Origin of the sequence: Paenibacillus sp. FSL M8-0228, from assembly GCF_038007385.1 — a bacterium.
GTDB classification, from domain to species: domain Bacteria; phylum Bacillota; class Bacilli; order Paenibacillales; family Paenibacillaceae; genus Paenibacillus; species Paenibacillus polymyxa_D.
The window spans coordinates 1,369,972-1,385,409 of record NZ_JBBOXA010000001.1; the positions used below are offsets into that span (position 1 = coordinate 1,369,972).

At 47.9% G+C, this 15,438-nt stretch carries 14 protein-coding genes and 1 riboswitch; all 14 genes read left to right on the forward strand.

Annotated elements, in window-relative coordinates:
- The first annotated feature begins 27 nt into the window (after positions 1-27).
- The 14 genes from galU (at position 28) to MKY98_RS06300 (ending at position 15,192) form a co-directional block, all read left to right on the forward strand.
- Positions 28-921 carry a UTP--glucose-1-phosphate uridylyltransferase GalU gene (gene galU / locus MKY98_RS06235; RefSeq protein ID WP_013309151.1) on the forward strand — a complete coding sequence of 298 codons (894 nt, stop codon included), beginning with the start codon at positions 28-30 and terminating at the stop codon, positions 919-921.
- A 16-nt stretch (positions 922-937) separates the two neighbouring features.
- Entirely contained in the window at positions 938-1,636 is a 699-nt protein-coding gene (locus MKY98_RS06240) for a sugar transferase (RefSeq protein WP_013309152.1), read from the forward strand.
- On the forward strand, positions 1,636-2,571 hold the full coding sequence (locus MKY98_RS06245) for a glycosyltransferase (protein ID WP_029516193.1): 936 nt from the start codon (positions 1,636-1,638) through the stop codon (positions 2,569-2,571). Before MKY98_RS06240 ends, MKY98_RS06245 begins: the two co-directional genes overlap by 1 nt.
- 10 nt (positions 2,572-2,581) lie before the next feature.
- Positions 2,582-3,919, forward strand: coding sequence for an O-antigen ligase family protein (locus MKY98_RS06250; protein WP_039269528.1), 1,338 nt, complete (start codon positions 2,582-2,584; stop codon positions 3,917-3,919).
- A gap of 4 nt (positions 3,920-3,923) precedes the next feature.
- Positions 3,924-4,694 (forward strand): WecB/TagA/CpsF family glycosyltransferase, encoded by a 771-nt coding sequence (locus MKY98_RS06255; RefSeq protein WP_013309155.1) that lies wholly within the window; start codon positions 3,924-3,926, stop codon positions 4,692-4,694.
- A gap of 5 nt (positions 4,695-4,699) precedes the next feature.
- Complete coding sequence (locus MKY98_RS06260; RefSeq protein ID WP_069012211.1) at positions 4,700-6,142, forward strand: O-antigen ligase family protein; 1,443 nt, start codon at positions 4,700-4,702, stop codon at positions 6,140-6,142.
- Positions 6,143-6,147: 5 nt separating this feature from the next.
- The gene (locus tag MKY98_RS06265; protein WP_029516196.1) at positions 6,148-7,527 is read left to right on the forward strand and encodes a lipopolysaccharide biosynthesis protein; all 1,380 of its coding nucleotides are present in this window, start codon (positions 6,148-6,150) and stop codon (positions 7,525-7,527) included.
- 22 nt (positions 7,528-7,549) lie between these two features.
- Positions 7,550-8,389, forward strand: a complete 840-nt coding sequence (locus MKY98_RS06270; protein WP_039269533.1) for a glycosyltransferase family 2 protein — start codon at positions 7,550-7,552, stop codon at positions 8,387-8,389.
- Entirely contained in the window at positions 8,376-9,563 is a 1,188-nt protein-coding gene (locus MKY98_RS06275; protein WP_069012210.1) for a glycosyltransferase family 4 protein, read from the forward strand. Before MKY98_RS06270 ends, MKY98_RS06275 begins: the two co-directional genes overlap by 14 nt.
- The gene (locus MKY98_RS06280) at positions 9,560-10,708 is read left to right on the forward strand and encodes a glycosyltransferase family 4 protein (RefSeq protein ID WP_029516198.1); all 1,149 of its coding nucleotides are present in this window, start codon (positions 9,560-9,562) and stop codon (positions 10,706-10,708) included. Before MKY98_RS06275 ends, MKY98_RS06280 begins: the two co-directional genes overlap by 4 nt.
- A 28-nt stretch (positions 10,709-10,736) precedes the next feature.
- The gene (locus MKY98_RS06285) at positions 10,737-11,837 is read left to right on the forward strand and encodes a glycosyltransferase (RefSeq protein ID WP_029516199.1); all 1,101 of its coding nucleotides are present in this window, start codon (positions 10,737-10,739) and stop codon (positions 11,835-11,837) included.
- Between the two features lie 5 nt (positions 11,838-11,842).
- Positions 11,843-13,171: a UDP-glucose dehydrogenase family protein gene (locus MKY98_RS06290; protein ID WP_029516200.1), complete on the forward strand. Its 1,329-nt coding sequence runs from the start codon at positions 11,843-11,845 to the stop codon at positions 13,169-13,171.
- 243 nt (positions 13,172-13,414) lie between these two features.
- Positions 13,415-13,561 carry a hypothetical protein gene (locus tag MKY98_RS06295; protein WP_176715759.1) on the forward strand — a complete coding sequence of 49 codons (147 nt, stop codon included), beginning with the start codon at positions 13,415-13,417 and terminating at the stop codon, positions 13,559-13,561.
- 254 nt (positions 13,562-13,815) lie between these two features.
- Positions 13,816-15,192 (forward strand): sugar phosphate nucleotidyltransferase, encoded by a 1,377-nt coding sequence (locus MKY98_RS06300; RefSeq protein WP_029516201.1) that lies wholly within the window; start codon positions 13,816-13,818, stop codon positions 15,190-15,192.
- A 155-nt stretch (positions 15,193-15,347) separates the two neighbouring features.
- Positions 15,348-15,428: riboswitch (cyclic di-GMP riboswitch) on the forward strand.
- The last annotated feature ends 10 nt before the right edge of the window (positions 15,429-15,438 follow it).

Consider the following 15,438-nt stretch of genomic DNA (forward strand, 5'->3'; position numbering starts at 1 on the left):
TTCGATGAAGCAAGGAGAATGAGTGCGATGACGAAAAGAGTGAAAAAGGCCATTATTCCAGCAGCAGGGTTAGGTACGCGCTTCCTCCCTGCCACCAAAGCGATGCCTAAGGAAATGCTTCCAATTATCAACAAGCCTACGATTCAATATATCGTGGAAGAAGCAATTGCTTCTGGTATTGAGGACATTATTATCGTTACGGGTAAAGGCAAACGTGCCATTGAGGATCACTTTGACAACGCATTTGAGCTGGAGTCAAAACTGCTCGAGGACGGTAAGCTGAAGCTTCTGGAGGAAGTACAGCGTTCTTCGGGAGTGGAAATTCACTACATTCGCCAAAAAGAACCCAAAGGTCTTGGACATGCGGTATGGTGCGCAAGACGCTTTATCGGGGACGAGCCGTTTGGTGTGCTGTTAGGCGATGATATCGTAACAGGTCAGAAGCCTTGCCTGCGCCAGCTGATGGATCAGTATGAGGAAACACAAAATTCGGTTATCGGTGTGCAGCGGGTACCGCAGGAATTTACGAACCGGTATGGCATCATTGAACCGGATCAGCAGGACGGACGCTTGTACCGAGTGAATAATTTTATAGAAAAACCGGCTCCAGGCACAGCGCCATCCGATTTGGCTATTATGGGTCGCTACGTGTTCTCACCGAAAATTTTCAAATATCTTGATCTTCAGGAAAAAGGAGCTGGCGGCGAAATTCAGTTGACGGATGCGATCCAAAAGCTGAATCAGAGTGAGCGTGTGTACGCCTATGATTTTGAAGGCACACGTTATGACGTAGGTGAGCGTCTTGGATATATTTTAACCACACTTGAATTTGCACTTGCCAGCGATGATTTGAAGTATCCGGTTATGGAGGCCATGAATGAATGGTTGAAAAAGACCGAGAAAGCAACCACGGCAGGTTGAGAGGGGGTACGTCAGCATGAGCATGGAAAATTTACCGGAGGACGGCGAGGCTGTCATGTCAGGTAAAGCGTTTTACATGCCATACGGAAATACACAAATTCAGGATAAAACGTCCTACCTGGTCACAAAACGCCTCCTTGATATGCTGCTGTCGTTCGTGGGCTTGATCGTCTTGCTTCCGCTTTTTGTAGTGGTAGGCGTTCTGATTAAGCTCGAAGACCCAAAGGGAAGCGTGTTTTTCAAGCAAACTCGGGTGGGCAAGAATGAGAAGTTATTCGATATGTATAAATTCCGTTCAATGGTGTCCAATGCTGAGGAACTGAAAAAGGACTTGATGGAGCTGAATGAAGTGAGCGGCGCCATGTTCAAAATTAAAAACGATCCTCGGATCACGAAAATTGGTAGTTTTCTGCGCAAGACGAGTATTGATGAGATTCCGCAGCTGTGGAACGTGTTGGTCGGCGACATGACTTTAGTCGGTCCGCGTCCGCCGTTGCCCAGCGAGGTCGAGCAATATTCCGATTATGATAAGCAACGCCTGATTGTAACACCAGGATGTACGGGTTACTGGCAGGTGAGCGCACGTAACAGTGTAGGCTTCGAAGAAATGGTGCAAATGGATTTGAAGTATATTCATGTACGCAATACGTGGCTCGATTTGAAAATCATCATGAAAACAGGCGTTAAAATGCTGTTCTCCAAGGATGCTTATTGATGGATGCATTCAAGCGATGTCCCGCAGTATCCGTCGTTATTTGCACCTATAACCGGGCGGATCTGCTGGAGAAAACGTTAATGTCCCTGCTGGAGCTGGAAGACCTCGCACTGGCTGAGATCATTGTGGTCGATAATCGGTCCACCGATCATACAGCGGCGACGATCAAAAGGTTCACCGTCGCCCATGGTCAGAATATCCATCTCCGATATCATTATGAGCGCGAACAAGGACTGTCTGCTGCTCGTAATGCAGGCATTACGTTATCAAGAGCGGAAGTCATTGCTTTTCTCGATGATGATGCAATTCCGTGTGTTACATGGTTGCAAACGATTATGTCAGCATTCGGGAACAATCCTGAGCTGACGGCTATGGGTGGGAAAATTGACCCTATGTTTGAGACGGAACGACCGGGTTGGCTGACAGGCCCGCTTGAACTGCCTTACACGATTATTGATCTGGGCAAAGCCATTCGTGAATATCCGTCGGGACTGAATCCATTTGGAGCGAATATGGCGATGCGTAAAACGGCTTTTGCCGCTGTTATGTTCCCGCTTCATCTAGGCAGAAAGGGAGATATCCTTCTATCTGGTGAAGAATCGTGGGTATTCGAGCAAATCCGTAAAAATGGTGGAACGATTATGTATCATCCACACATGTCTGTGGAACATTTTGTGCCGGCTTCACGGTTAACAAAAGAATGGATCATGAACCGCTACTATTGTCAGGGCATGTCTAACGCTGCTCAGGCCGTAGGTCTGCGCGGCAACGCGATGCTGATGGCGAAGACGGCAGCCAAAGTGTTATACATCACTTTGGATTCCCTGCTGGCGCGTAGTGAGGGCAGGAAGCTGTTGAACCGGTGCAGGCTTGAAAGTATCCGTGGGACGCTGGATACACTGCGCAACCGGAAAAGCGAGTCAGCTGCGGGGTGAAAGATGGAACATGAGTAACTATCCTTGGACTACTAGAATAAACACCATACAGCATGTTTTTATTTTTCTACTGGGCGCTCTTGCTGTAGGAATTGCGGCTACCTATCAGCCGGTGGTCAGTATTGCGGCGGTATGTTTACTGCTCTTGCTGGCTGTTTCTATCCATCATCCGGAGCGCATCAGCTATGCTGTTTTGCTAAGTACAGCAGTCTCAGTCGATTCTTTGTATCAGGGCGGCGTGTTCGGTATTGAGATTTTGTCATTGTACAAATTGGGCATTTTGGCTCTGCTGGTGCCGTGCATGCTCGTGTATGGCATACGTCTCAAGTTCAGCTATCCGGTCTGGGCATTGGTGATCATGCTGGGGATCACATTTGGATTTTCAGCATGGATGCCTTTGTTAACGACCTCGATTGCCGTCAAGGCGTTCGTCGGTTTATCACTCCCTTTCTTTTTTTTACTGATCCAGTGGAAAAAGGATGTGGCAGAAAAGCATATCCGACTGATCAGTCTGTTGCCAATTATTAGTGTGGTCATTGGGCTGGGTTTGCAGGTTCTAGGGCTGCATTCGTTTACGGATGTGGAATTTACGGGCGCAGTCAGAGTACAAGGAGCGAATATACCGCCGCATCTGGCAATGCTCTCCTTTCTCGGAATTGCCGTCTCTCTAATTGAGGTCAAGCGCAAACCCAAGCAAGCCGCTTTTTATTACACAGTGTTGGCACTGAACTTTTTGATTCTGATCGCCACCGGTACACGTGGACCGATTCTGGCATTGTTATTAATGTTTGCTGTGTATCTGTTTGATATTGCCCGTCAGTACCTCAAGGGGAAAGTCAATTATTTGCTACCGCTGGCCGGATCGTTTTTGGTTGCTCTGGGGGCGGTGGCCCTGCAATGGAACAATTTAAAAAAACGCTCCTTCGAACGGGAGACCGATACAGGCATTGACCTGTCGGGACGCTCGGAGGCATGGGAATATTTTTTGAACAGAGTACATGATTACCCTTGGTCAGGTAGAGGTCTTGGCGCGGTAACGGTTGCGAACGACGGGACGTTATTCAATGGTTTCGTTGTACCGCATAATGAGTATATTCGCTTTTATTTTGACACGGGATATATCGGTTGCGGGCTATTAATGCTTTCATTGCTGATCGTGTTCGCTCTCATTTACCGGTCGCTTGCCAAGTCTATCAAACCTTATTTTGCAAGCTTAATTGCAGGCTTTCTGATCTACTCGTTTTCAGATAATACGTTGTCGACGGTTCAGATGATTATTCCATTTTGCTGGTATTTAAACGCGTTATACCAGACATCTACTCAAACCGATTTTCGCAAAGAGAAGTGATACGATGAGCAGAGTGAACATGTTCGATGTCAACTTTGATAATTACGATTTTAATGATCTACTCGAATTTATAGATACTTCTATTGAACATCAGCGTCATTCCTACATTTTGACCTGTAATGTCGATCATGTGATCAAGCTTCGCAAGGATGATGAATTCCGCAAGGTGTATTCAGATGCCGGAGCTGTAGTGGCCGATGGGATGCCTATCATATGGGCGTCCAAGTTACTGAAAAAGCCCCTCAAACAAAAAGTGTCCGGGTCAGATTTGTTCACTCGGTTGGGGGAGGCTTTTGAGGATCGAGGCTATCGTTTATTTTTTCTGGGTGCAGCTGACGGTATTCCTGAGAAGGCTATGCTCAATCTCCAGGAATCTTATCCGAACATGAACGTGGTGGGCTGTTACTCTCCTTCTTATGGATTTGAGAAAAACGAAGAGGAGAACAGACACATTGTCCAATTGCTGCAAGAGGCTCGCCCGGACATCGTTTTTGTTGGTGTAGGCGCACCTAAACAGGAAAAATGGATTTACAGATATTATGAGACTTACCGCGCTCCGATTTCGATTGGGGTGGGAGCGACCTTTGATTTCCTGTCGGGAAATGTGAAAAGAGCACCGGAGCTGATGCAGAAGACGGGATTTGAATGGTTCTGGAGATTGTCTCAGGAGCCTAAACGATTGTGGAAAAGATATTTGATTGAGGATTCCCAATTTCTCGTTCTGCTGTTTAAGGAGATGTTCAAGCGGAAGCGGATGAAGGGAGGTCAGGGGTGAGAAACATGAGTCGGTTGGCAGATCAGCAGATTTCCGTTTGGCTAGGAAATCGGCGTGGAATCGGCATGATCGGCATGGGGTTGCTGGCTTGTATGCTGCCACTCGCCATCGGATTTGCCAGCGCCAAGATGAATCCCACCATGAGCCAGCAGGGAGCCATATTGCTGGCGCTCGTTTTTCCGGCCTTCCTGCTGGCGATCTTGCAATCCCGGCTACTGATTCCTTACACGCTGGTAGTGTGGGCAGTAGGCCCGGAAATCCGCCGTATTGCGGATTGGTTGGAGGGAACCTACCACTCGGTTTCCTTGTTGAGTGTGGCACCGCTGCTGGTAAGCAGCATGTTGATTATTCCTGTGCTGCGGGGTATTCATCTGGCGGAAAAGCCATTAACCCGAATTGCTGTATTTTTCGGCATGGAATTGGCCTACGGAAGTGTCGTCGGGTTATTCAAAAATGGTATTGTTTTTGCTTATGATTTAGCCAATTATGTGGTTCCTTTGATCCTGTTGCCTTATCTTGCGATTAAGCCCATGAAGGCGAAGGAGCTGGACCGACTGCTGTATTCATATGCCAACATTGCTGTTCTTGTGGCAATTTACGGCATTATCCAGTACTTGACGGTGCCTCCGTGGGATGCATTTTGGATGAATCATGTAGAAATGAATTCCATTGGTGTTCCAGAACCACTTCAAATCAGAGTATTTTCTTCCATGAACTCGCCCGGTCCGTGCGCTATTTTCCTGGCAATGGCACTTGTACCCATGCTAATGGAAAAACGTTGGCGTGGCACTTTGGGATGGATCGGAATCCTGCTGACGGTCGTTTGTCTCTTAATCACGCTGGTACGTTCAGCCTGGCTAATTGCATTCGTCATGTTGCTGGCTTATATTCTCAGTTCATCTTCCACGGGGAAGTGGAAGACCTTGGTTCAACTAGCTGTCGTCGGTCTTCTTCTCTACATTATTGTTCCAAAACTTCCAGGGGCAGAGGGTTTGGTGGCTCGTATGCAGACGTTGACGGATATTCAACAGGATCATTCGTACAACGAGCGTTTGGATTTACTGCATACGATGCTTCCGGCGATTACTAGCAATCCAGTCGGGCAGGGGATCGGGAGTGTAGGAATCGGAACCAAGCTTGATAACGGCGGCGATCTCGGTGAACTTGGGATTATGGATAATGGGTATATTGCCATTTTCCTCACCTTCGGTATTTTCGGAGCATTCTTTTTCTTCGGTGGTCTGTTCGTTATCATCAAGCGCCTTCTCGTCCGTATTGCCGAACGAGATTCCAGTCAGCCTTATATCAGACTGGCGTTGGCTACGTGGGCTGGAGCTGTAGCCAGTCTCATATCGGATAATGGTTTCCCGGGTATGCGCGGCTATCTGATCTGGATGATGATCGGAATAGGACTATGGGCAAAAGATGTCATCGCGGAAAGAAGGTAAAGGCTGTGCAAAACTTACAAGCATTATCCGCACCTGTCCGGACACTATGGTCCACAGTGATTCGGTTTGCCAAAAGCAAGGATAACAGCTCTGCAGCAGTAAAAACGATGATATTCAGTATGCTGATTCTCGTCGTGAACATGCTGACTGGTGTGCTAACGGCACGATTCCTGGGTCCTACTGGACGCGGGGAACAGACAGCGATGGTGAACTGGTCTCAATTTCTCGCCTTCTGCATGAGCTTCGGTGTCCCTTCTGCATTGATTTACAATGCGAAAAGGAAACCGGAGGAAACGGGCAAGCTGTATGGTTTGGCCTTGTTGCTGGCTACCATGTTCGGGGGCTTGGCGACACTCGTCGGAGTATTTCTAATTCCTTATTGGCTGCGCTCTTTTTCTTCATCGGTCATCCTTTTCGCGCAGTGTTCCATGATGATGTGTCCGCTCATAGCGATTTCACAGATCAATAATGCATTGCTTCAAGTTCGCTCGGAATATAAGCAGTACAATTTATTCCGGTATCTGGTACCGCTAAGTACGTTGCTGGGTCTGGCGATTCTGATCCTAACCGGAAATATGAATCCGTACACCTCGGCATTGGCTTATTTACTACCAGGCTTGCCGATTTATATCGGTGTCACGATACGAATGATTCGGCTGTACAAACCCAAGGTAAAGAACAGCTGGACGCAATTTAAAAATCTCTTTACCTACGGTATGGGTTCATACGGAAATGATCTCATGGGGCAGGTTTCCACTTATATTGATCAGATTTTGATTGCGGGTCTGCTCAGACCCGCTGATCTCGGTTTATATGCAGTAGCGGTCAGCTTGGCCAGGATGGTGAATGTATTTTCTACCTCGATCATTGTCGTGCTGTTTCCCAAAGCCTCTGGTCTGAATAAGGAAGAGGCGGTGGACATAACATTTCGGGCATTTCGAGTGACATCAACAGCAACCTTTCTGGCTGCGATGATGCTGATGCTGATTGCTCCGTTCGTATTTACATTGTTATATGGTCAAGAGTTTAAACAAGCGCTTACGGTATTCCGGTTCCTTGTGCTTGAGGTTGCTATCAGTGGAGGGACCATGGTGCTGGCACAACAATTTATGGCGTTGGGTAAGCCCAAACTGGTTACCATTCTACAGGGTGTCGGATTGGCGCTCGTCATTCCATTGCTGTCCATACTCGTGCCGAGATATGGATTGACGGGTGCAGGGATAGCAATGCTGTCTTCGGGGATTCTACGGTTCATTTTCATTTTATGTAATGTTAAATTCGTTCTAAAAATGAAGATTCCAAGACTGCTTATTTCCAAACAAGATTTTCAATGGCTCCGATCAACGATGTCACACTACATCCGGAAAAAGCCAGTTAACGGTTAGATAAAGAAGGAGGCACCCGCTAATGAACCACATGTCTAGCGTTCCCGCGGACAACCGGATATCCGTAGTTATTATCGCTCAGGATGATGGCACTCGAATCACAGCCGCCATTAAATCCTGCAAGCCCTTTGCGGACGATATCGTCGTCATTGACGGAGGGAGCAAGGACAATACGATTCAGGTAGCTGAATCCTTGGGCTGTCGGGTGTTTTCTAACCCGTGGCCCGGTTATGCCAAGCAGCGCATGTTTGGTGTTGAAAAAGCGGAATTTGATTGGATATTCCTGATTGATACGGACGAAGTAGTGGATGCAGAGTTGCTTGGAGATTTGTTGAAAGTAAAAGAAACGCTCCACGATCCGGCCAAAGCATATTCCGTATTTCGGATTGGTGATTTTCTCGGCAAATGGATGAATAAAGGCGAATATCTGGTTCGTTTGTACAATCGTCGTATTTATGGCATTACGAATAGTCTTGTTCATGAAATGCCGGATGTAGCCTCTTCCCAGATTGTCAATCTGGAGGGTGTGTTATGGCACTACGGCTTCCGCAGCATCAGTGATCATATGACCCGTTTTAATAAATATACAGATCTGGAAGCAGAGACGGCGTTTAACAAAGGAAGATCCTTTCGGATGACCAGACTGTTGTGGCGGCCTCCTGCCCGCTTTGTGCAGAAGTATTTTGTCCAAGGCTTATACCGCAAGGGATTGGCGGGTTTTGCCGTAGCCGTTTTCTGGGTGATGTATGAGTTTCTCGTCTGCTTCAAGCATTATGAGCTAACCAAGCGGCGAAAAAAGATAGAAATCGTGGATGACGGACATACCGAGCAGAAAGGAGAAACCAGCTATGTCGTACAATAACGGATTTCGTATTGCGGCAACGGGGTTGAGCTGGCCGTCTTTGCAGCCAGGAGGCCTCAACACATATTTCCAATCGATCTGTGAGCAGCTTACGTTAGAGCGCAATACGTTGGATGCTCTAATCTGTAGTGACGAGCAGCCGCAAGCACCCGACCGTATTCGGATTCATACGATTGGCAGCAAGCAGCAATCCATCTGGAAGCGCCGGGAGCTAATGCAAAAATATGCAGCAGAGTTGTTCGACAAGCAACCGATGGATATATTGTATTCCCATTTTGCTCCCTATAGTGTCGGGCCAGCGCTGGAGGCGAAAAAAAGAGGAATCCCGGTAGTTACCACCTTTCACGGACCGTGGACGGAGGAAATGAAGATTGAAGGACAGGGTATCAAGCATTTTCTAAAAACGACGTTGGCTAAATCCATTGAAATGAAGGCCTACGGTCTGTCGGATAAATTTATAGTGCTTAGCGAGACTTTTCGGAATATTTTGCATGAGCACTATAAGGTTCCACTCAGCAAAATTCACATTATTCCCGGAGCGGCGAATGTAGAAAGGTTCCACCCAGCAGAGGATCGGGGAGCAGTACGAGAGCGTCTGAATTTGCCGCAAAACGCGACGATTGTGCTAACCGTTCGTCGTCTTGTTAATCGAATGGGACTGCTACAGCTACTCGAAGCATGGCGACGAGTAACCGAGCGTCATCCTGATCATCTGCTGCTGATTGGAGGGAAGGGCCCCTTGATGGAGGAATTGGCTTCCAAGGTAGCGGAATACAATCTTCATAACCATGTAAGGCTGCTCGGTTATGTGTCGGATGAGGAGCTTCCACTGTACCACCAAGCATCGAATTTGTTCGTCGTACCTACACAGGCGCTGGAAGGTTTCGGTCTGATCACGGTGGAGGCAATGGCTTCGGGACTGCCAGTGCTGGCCACTCCTGTGGGCGGTAGCAAGGAAATTTTAAGGGGATTCCGTCCCGAGCTATTGTTCCAGGGAACGGACAGTGAAGCCATTGCTGAAGGGTTGCTGCGTGTGCTGGATCATCGTGAACTTCTACCGAATGCAAGGGAATGCCGGGACCATGTCCTGAGCAGATATACATGGGGACATGTAGCGGAGCAGGTGGAAGAGGTGTTCCGACAGGTCCTTGACAGAAAGGCGGCGGCGAAATGATGAGAGTAGCTTATATTGACCATACGGCAAGATGGAGCGGCGGCGAAGTCGCTTTGTATAACATACTGACGAATATCGGGGAACATATCGACCCGCTCGTTATTTTGGCAGAGGAGGGCGATTTGGCAGATCGGCTTCGGCAGCGTGATATTGATGTGCGCATCGTTCCATTGGACGATTCGATTCGCAATCGGGGACGGAACGCCGTGAATCTAGGTGCGCCTGCAGCAGCTTTTCGTTTGCTGGCATACGGTAGAAAACTTGCGCCCTTGCTGCGTGAGGAAAAGGTCGTGTGCGTTCACACGAACTCGCTCAAGTCTGCACTGTATGGTACAGTAGCTGCCAAATCGGCGAAGCTGCCCTTGATCTGGCATATCCGTGATCACATCGGTCCGCCGTATCTGAAGCCGATTGTAGCCAAAGGGATTCGGCTGATGTCCCGCTTTTTGCCCAACGGAGTGATTGCCAATTCCAAGTCCACGCTGAGTGCATTGGAGTTACCCCCGGACAAAAAGACGCTCGTCGTTTATTCCGCTTTTGCCAAAGCAATTACAGCACGTGACACGGCTGCGCATTCACGTGGTGATGACTCGTTTAACGTCGTATTGGTCGGCAGATTGGCGGAATGGAAGGGACAACATATTTTACTGGAAGCGGCACGTTCCTTTTTACCAGATCAGCGCGTGAAATTCTGGCTGGCTGGAGATGCATTGTTCGGAGAAGAGGAATACAAGCAACGATTAGAGTCCACGATGCGCGAATACGGGTTGGCTAATGTCAATCTGCTGGGGCACGTCGATGACATTCAAGGCCTGATGCAGCGTTGTGATTTACTGATTCATACCTCTATTACACCAGAACCATTCGGTCAGGTCATTATTGAAGGCATGGCTGCTGGTCTCCCAGTGATTGCTTCCAATGAGGGTGGACCCAAGGAAACGGTGGTACCCCATGAAACCGGGCTACTTATTGAACCGGGTGACCCGGCTAAGCTGGAAGAAGCCATCCGCTGGATGTTGGAGCATCCACAGGAACGTCAGCAGATGGGTGAGAGAGGGATGGAACGGGTCAAGAAGCATTTTGTCATCGAGAACACAGTTAAGGATATAGTTCATTACTATAAGGGTTTGTTGGCAGGAGTCTGACCGACATTCGCGTTAAAGGATGATTTAGATGAAAATAGCGATAGCACACGATTACTTAATCCAAATGGGCGGAGCGGAAAGGGTAGTAGAGGTATTCCACGATATGTATCCGGAGGCTCCTATCTTCACAACGGTGTTCAGCGACGACCGCCTGTCGCGTAACTTGAAAGATGCGGATATTAGAGCCACTTGGCTACAAAAAGTCCCAGGAGTGAAGGCCAACTTCAAAGGAGTGCTGCCGCTATATCCCATCGCTATCCGTGATTTTGATTTTAGGGATTTCGATATTGTTTTAAGCTCCAGCAGTGCATTTATGAAAAGCATCCAGGTACCCAAACATACGTTTCACATTTGTTATTGTCACACACCGATGCGGTTTGCCTGGGATTACGATACATATATGGCCCGGCAGTCCAAATCCAACCTGCTCAAAAACATGCTAAAGCTGTACATGAACCGGTTGAAAACATGGGATGCCAAAACTTCGCGCAACGTAGACCAGTTTGTCGCCAACTCTTCGGTTGTTAAAAGAAGAATTTTGCACTATTACCAAAGGGATTCGGATGTCATTTTCCCACCTATTAATACATCCCGTTTTAAACGCGCTACAAACATCGGTGACTATTACCTGATCGTATCCCGATTGGTGTCCTACAAGCGCATCGATCTCGCGATCGAAGCATTCAAACGTAACGGTCTCAAGCTGCGCATTGTGGGTGAAGGACCAGATCGTAAACGACTCGAAGGTATGGCTGCCCCGAACATTGAGTTCCTCGGCAGGCTTGAGGACGAAGAGGTTAACAAGCTGATGGCAGAATGCCGAGCGCTCGTTTTTCCGGGCGAAGAGGACTTCGGTATTACGCCTTTGGAGGCGAATGCGGCCGGACGGCCTGTCATCGCTTTTCAGGGTGGGGGAGCGCTGGATACGATTGTTCCTCATGTGAACGGCGTATTTTTCCGCAAGCATCAAGTAGAGGATGTGCTAGAGGCCGTCGCAAAGGTCGAGCAGCATGCATGGAATGTGGACGATATCATTACCCATGCCCGCAAATTTGATGAAGATAACTTCAAGGATCAACTGAAAAAGTATGTAGAACAAGCCTATGTGAACTTTCTAAAAGGAGGATGAACGGAATGAAGCTGGCTGTAATTGGTACTGGATACGTTGGGCTCGTCTCGGGTGTATGTTTTGCGCAAAAAGGTAATGAGGTGATTTGTGTCGATCTGGAGCAGTACAAAATCGACATGTTGAACCGGGCAGAATCTCCGATTTATGAACCGGGTATTGAGGAATTGATCGCGCTGAATCTGGAAGCAGGTCGATTGGAGTTTACTTCGGATTTGGCTGATGCGGTACGCCGCTCGGATATCGTCATTTTGGCGGTAGGTACGCCTTCTCTGGCTAACGGCGAGGCGAACTTGTCCTACATTGAACAGGCGGCTGCTGATGTTGGGAAAGCCATGAACGGGTATAAGATTATTATGACCAAGAGTACTGTACCTGTCGGAACGAACGAAAAGATTAAGGACGTATTGGCTCGTCACACGAGTTTGTCTTTCGATATCGTATCTGCGCCGGAGTTTCTGAGAGAAGGCTCAGCCATCAATGATACGCTTCATCCGGATCGCATCATTATTGGTTTGGACAATACTGGATTGCGTGAAACAATGGTCACTCTGCATCAGGTGTTCACGGATAAAATCTATGTGACGGATATCCGTAGTGCTGAAATGATCAAATACGCGTCAAATGCGTTCCTGGCAACTAAAATTTCGTTCATTAACGAAATCGCTAATATTTGCGAAAAGGTTGGCGCCGATGTAACCTGTGTGGCTGATGGCATGGGTATGGACAAACGGATCGGCTCCTCTTTCCTACAAGCAGGGATCGGGTATGGTGGCTCTTGCTTTCCAAAAGACACAAATGCGCTTATCCAAATTGCGGGTAATGTAGACTATGAATTTAAGTTGTTGAAATCGGTGGTCGAGGTGAATACCGACCAGCGCTTTATGATTGTATCCAAGCTGCGTGAATCGCTGGGTCAACTGAACGGTGTGTCGATTGGCATTTGGGGCCTCGCCTTCAAGCCAAATACAGACGACATCCGCGAAGCTCCAGCACTGGAAATCGTAGAAACACTCATTCAGGCAGGCGCAATTGTCAAACTGTATGATCCCATTGCGATGGATAAATTCAAGGAGCACGTGGATCACCCGAATATTGTGTGGTGCTCATCCCCACAGCAAGCCGCCGAAGGTAGCGACGCTGTGTGCCTGTTGACCGATTGGGAAGAGTTCAAAAAGGTCGATCTCGTACAACTGGCCTCCCTTCTGCGCAAACCGGTTCTAATTGACGGTCGTAACGTATTCGCCGAGGAACAGATTCAAGGCTCCGGGCTGGAATACTATTCCGTGGGTCGTCCGCGGATGAGTGGGTGGAACAGAGATAAAGTGGAAGTTTAAAAAGTGACTGTGGTGGTGGGGGAGGCGCTGCGCGTGCAGATTGTTCTTCCGATTGCTGTTACCTCCGTATTTTCTTGATTGTATAAAACATTCAAAGGTTAAAATCCGGGGGTAAAGGCAAACGCTGACGCTTCTTCAGAACAATTCTGCCCGCTCCGCTGCTTTCCGCCGTGGAGTCACAGTTTTTAAACTCCCACCTTATGGGATGGGAGTAGGAAGGGCGTATCGGAAGGAGCGGCACCGTTGAGGCCGCTCCTTCCGGTCAAGCGCCGCTGCGCCGCCCCTGTGGAGCAAGCACTACCATGCGGATACGCTATGCTGCTCCTGCGACGCAAAGACGCCATTGCTGTTGCCGAAGGCGTGAGATTTTTACAGGCTGACCGGACTTAATAATGTCCGGTCGCGCCTTTTGCAATAAACGATATGATCGGCATGATGCATTTTTGAGTAGCGCAGGGGTGGATTTGAATCTGGAGAAGCGATAGCGTTCGCCTTTGTACCGGGATTCAAACCTATATACGATTTTATATAATCGAATGAATCCCGGTCCAACAGCGATCGTAAGATCAAATCCAGCCCGTAGCGGACTACTCAACCCTGCCCCATCCGATCACCCATACATTATAGAGAGGAAGTGGAGAGTTATGAAGCTCGTACTTTTGTCTGGTGGTTCCGGTAAAAGATTATGGCCTTTGTCCAACGATTCCCGTTCCAAACAATTTTTGAAGGTACTGGAGAGCCCGGAGGGGACTTCGGAATCCATGGTACAGCGGGTATGGAGACAATTGGGAGACAACGGATTATCAGAATCCTCGTTTATTGCGACAGGGAGAGCACAGGTCGAAATGATCCAGAGTCAGGTTGGGCCGAATACGCGTATCATTGTTGAGCCAGAACGCAGAGACACCTTTCCTGCGATTGCGCTGACAGCGACTTATTTATATTCCATTGCGGGTGTTTCACCTGATGAAATTGTAGCTATATTGCCTGTAGATCCTTATGTTGAGGATGCTTTCTTCGCCTCCGTAGCCCAACTGGAACATACGCTTCAGGAGAGTGAAGGCAAGCTTGCATTAATCGGGGTTGTCCCTTCCTATCCTTCAGAGAAATATGGTTACATTATTCCGAAAAACGATGCCACCCAAGGTAGCACTGGCTACCGCGAAGTGAGCCATTTTCAAGAGAAACCCGACCGGGAGCAGGCGGAGCGTCTGATTGAACGCAATGCTCTATGGAACTGCGGGGTTTTTGCGTTCAAATTAAGTTATTTGCTGGATATCTTGGCATCCAAGGGATTGCCGCTGAATTATGAAGAAATGCAAAAGCAATACGCATCTCTGGAAAAAATCAGTTTTGACTATGAAGTAGTCGAGAAGGAAAAGGACATTGTAGTTCTTCCGTATGATGGTTTTTGGAAGGATTTAGGTACTTGGAATACGCTCACAGAAGAAATGTCTAATCAACAAGTGGGCAGAGGTGTAGTAACGGAGGATTGCGTCAATACGAGTCTTATTAACGAGTTGGACATTCCTGTGGCGATCATTGGAACGAATGATCTGATTGTAGCCGCTAGCCCGGATGGCATTCTTGTGACCAATAAGGCAGAAAGTCCTCGTATTAAAGAAGTGCTCAAGGCTCATGATCAGCGTCCAATGTATGAAGAACGTCGTTGGGGGCAGTATCGGGTTGTGGATTATGTCAAATATGACGAGGGTAACGAGGTATTGACCAAACGAATCCGCGTACGAAAAGGCAAAAATATCAGCTACCAGCTTCATTTCAAACGGAGTGAAATCTGGACCATTATTAGCGGTGAAGCGGAAATTATTTTGAATGAGAAGCTACACAAAGTAAAGGCTGGTGATGTAGTCCGCATTCCTGAAGGGACGAAGCATAGCATTTTGGCTGTGACCGATGTGGATTTTATTGAGGTGCAGACTGGCTCTGAATTGGTTGAAGAGGATATTGTCCGCTTTTGTATGGATTGGAATGAAATTTCCCGTCACCAATTTATCTCATAATTATTTTCGTGAAAACGAAAAAAAGACAAATTCATGAAAATTCATGGCCCAAACTGTCGAATTTGGGCGAAAACCTGTAAATTCATGAACATGACCTATTAAATTTTGGTAAAATAAAGTCGATACTTAGGGTAAGAAGGAATCCAAACTCCTTCCAACGATAAACGCAGCCCTGTCGAAAGGCAGGTACGCAAAGCTAAAGGGCCTTCCACAAGGATGGCAGCCTGGCTACCGAAAGGAAGAGCG

Bases quoted from the DNA above. Each gene is read 5' to 3' on its own strand.
- galU (WP_013309151.1), top strand. From the start codon at position 28: ATGACGAAAAGAGTGAAAAAGGCCATTATTCCAGCAGCAGGGTTAGGT.
- MKY98_RS06240 (WP_013309152.1), top strand. From the start codon at position 938: ATGAGCATGGAAAATTTACCGGAGGACGGCGAGGCTGTCATGTCAGGT.
- MKY98_RS06245 (WP_029516193.1), top strand. From the start codon at position 1,636: ATGGATGCATTCAAGCGATGTCCCGCAGTATCCGTCGTTATTTGCACC.
- MKY98_RS06250 (WP_039269528.1), top strand. From the start codon at position 2,582: ATGAGTAACTATCCTTGGACTACTAGAATAAACACCATACAGCATGTT.
- MKY98_RS06255 (WP_013309155.1), top strand. From the start codon at position 3,924: ATGAGCAGAGTGAACATGTTCGATGTCAACTTTGATAATTACGATTTT.
- MKY98_RS06260 (WP_069012211.1), top strand. From the start codon at position 4,700: ATGAGTCGGTTGGCAGATCAGCAGATTTCCGTTTGGCTAGGAAATCGG.
- MKY98_RS06270 (WP_039269533.1), top strand. From the start codon at position 7,550: ATGAACCACATGTCTAGCGTTCCCGCGGACAACCGGATATCCGTAGTT.
- MKY98_RS06275 (WP_069012210.1), top strand. From the start codon at position 8,376: ATGTCGTACAATAACGGATTTCGTATTGCGGCAACGGGGTTGAGCTGG.
- MKY98_RS06280 (WP_029516198.1), top strand. From the start codon at position 9,560: ATGATGAGAGTAGCTTATATTGACCATACGGCAAGATGGAGCGGCGGC.
- MKY98_RS06285 (WP_029516199.1), top strand. From the start codon at position 10,737: ATGAAAATAGCGATAGCACACGATTACTTAATCCAAATGGGCGGAGCG.
- MKY98_RS06290 (WP_029516200.1), top strand. From the start codon at position 11,843: ATGAAGCTGGCTGTAATTGGTACTGGATACGTTGGGCTCGTCTCGGGT.
- MKY98_RS06300 (WP_029516201.1), top strand. From the start codon at position 13,816: ATGAAGCTCGTACTTTTGTCTGGTGGTTCCGGTAAAAGATTATGGCCT.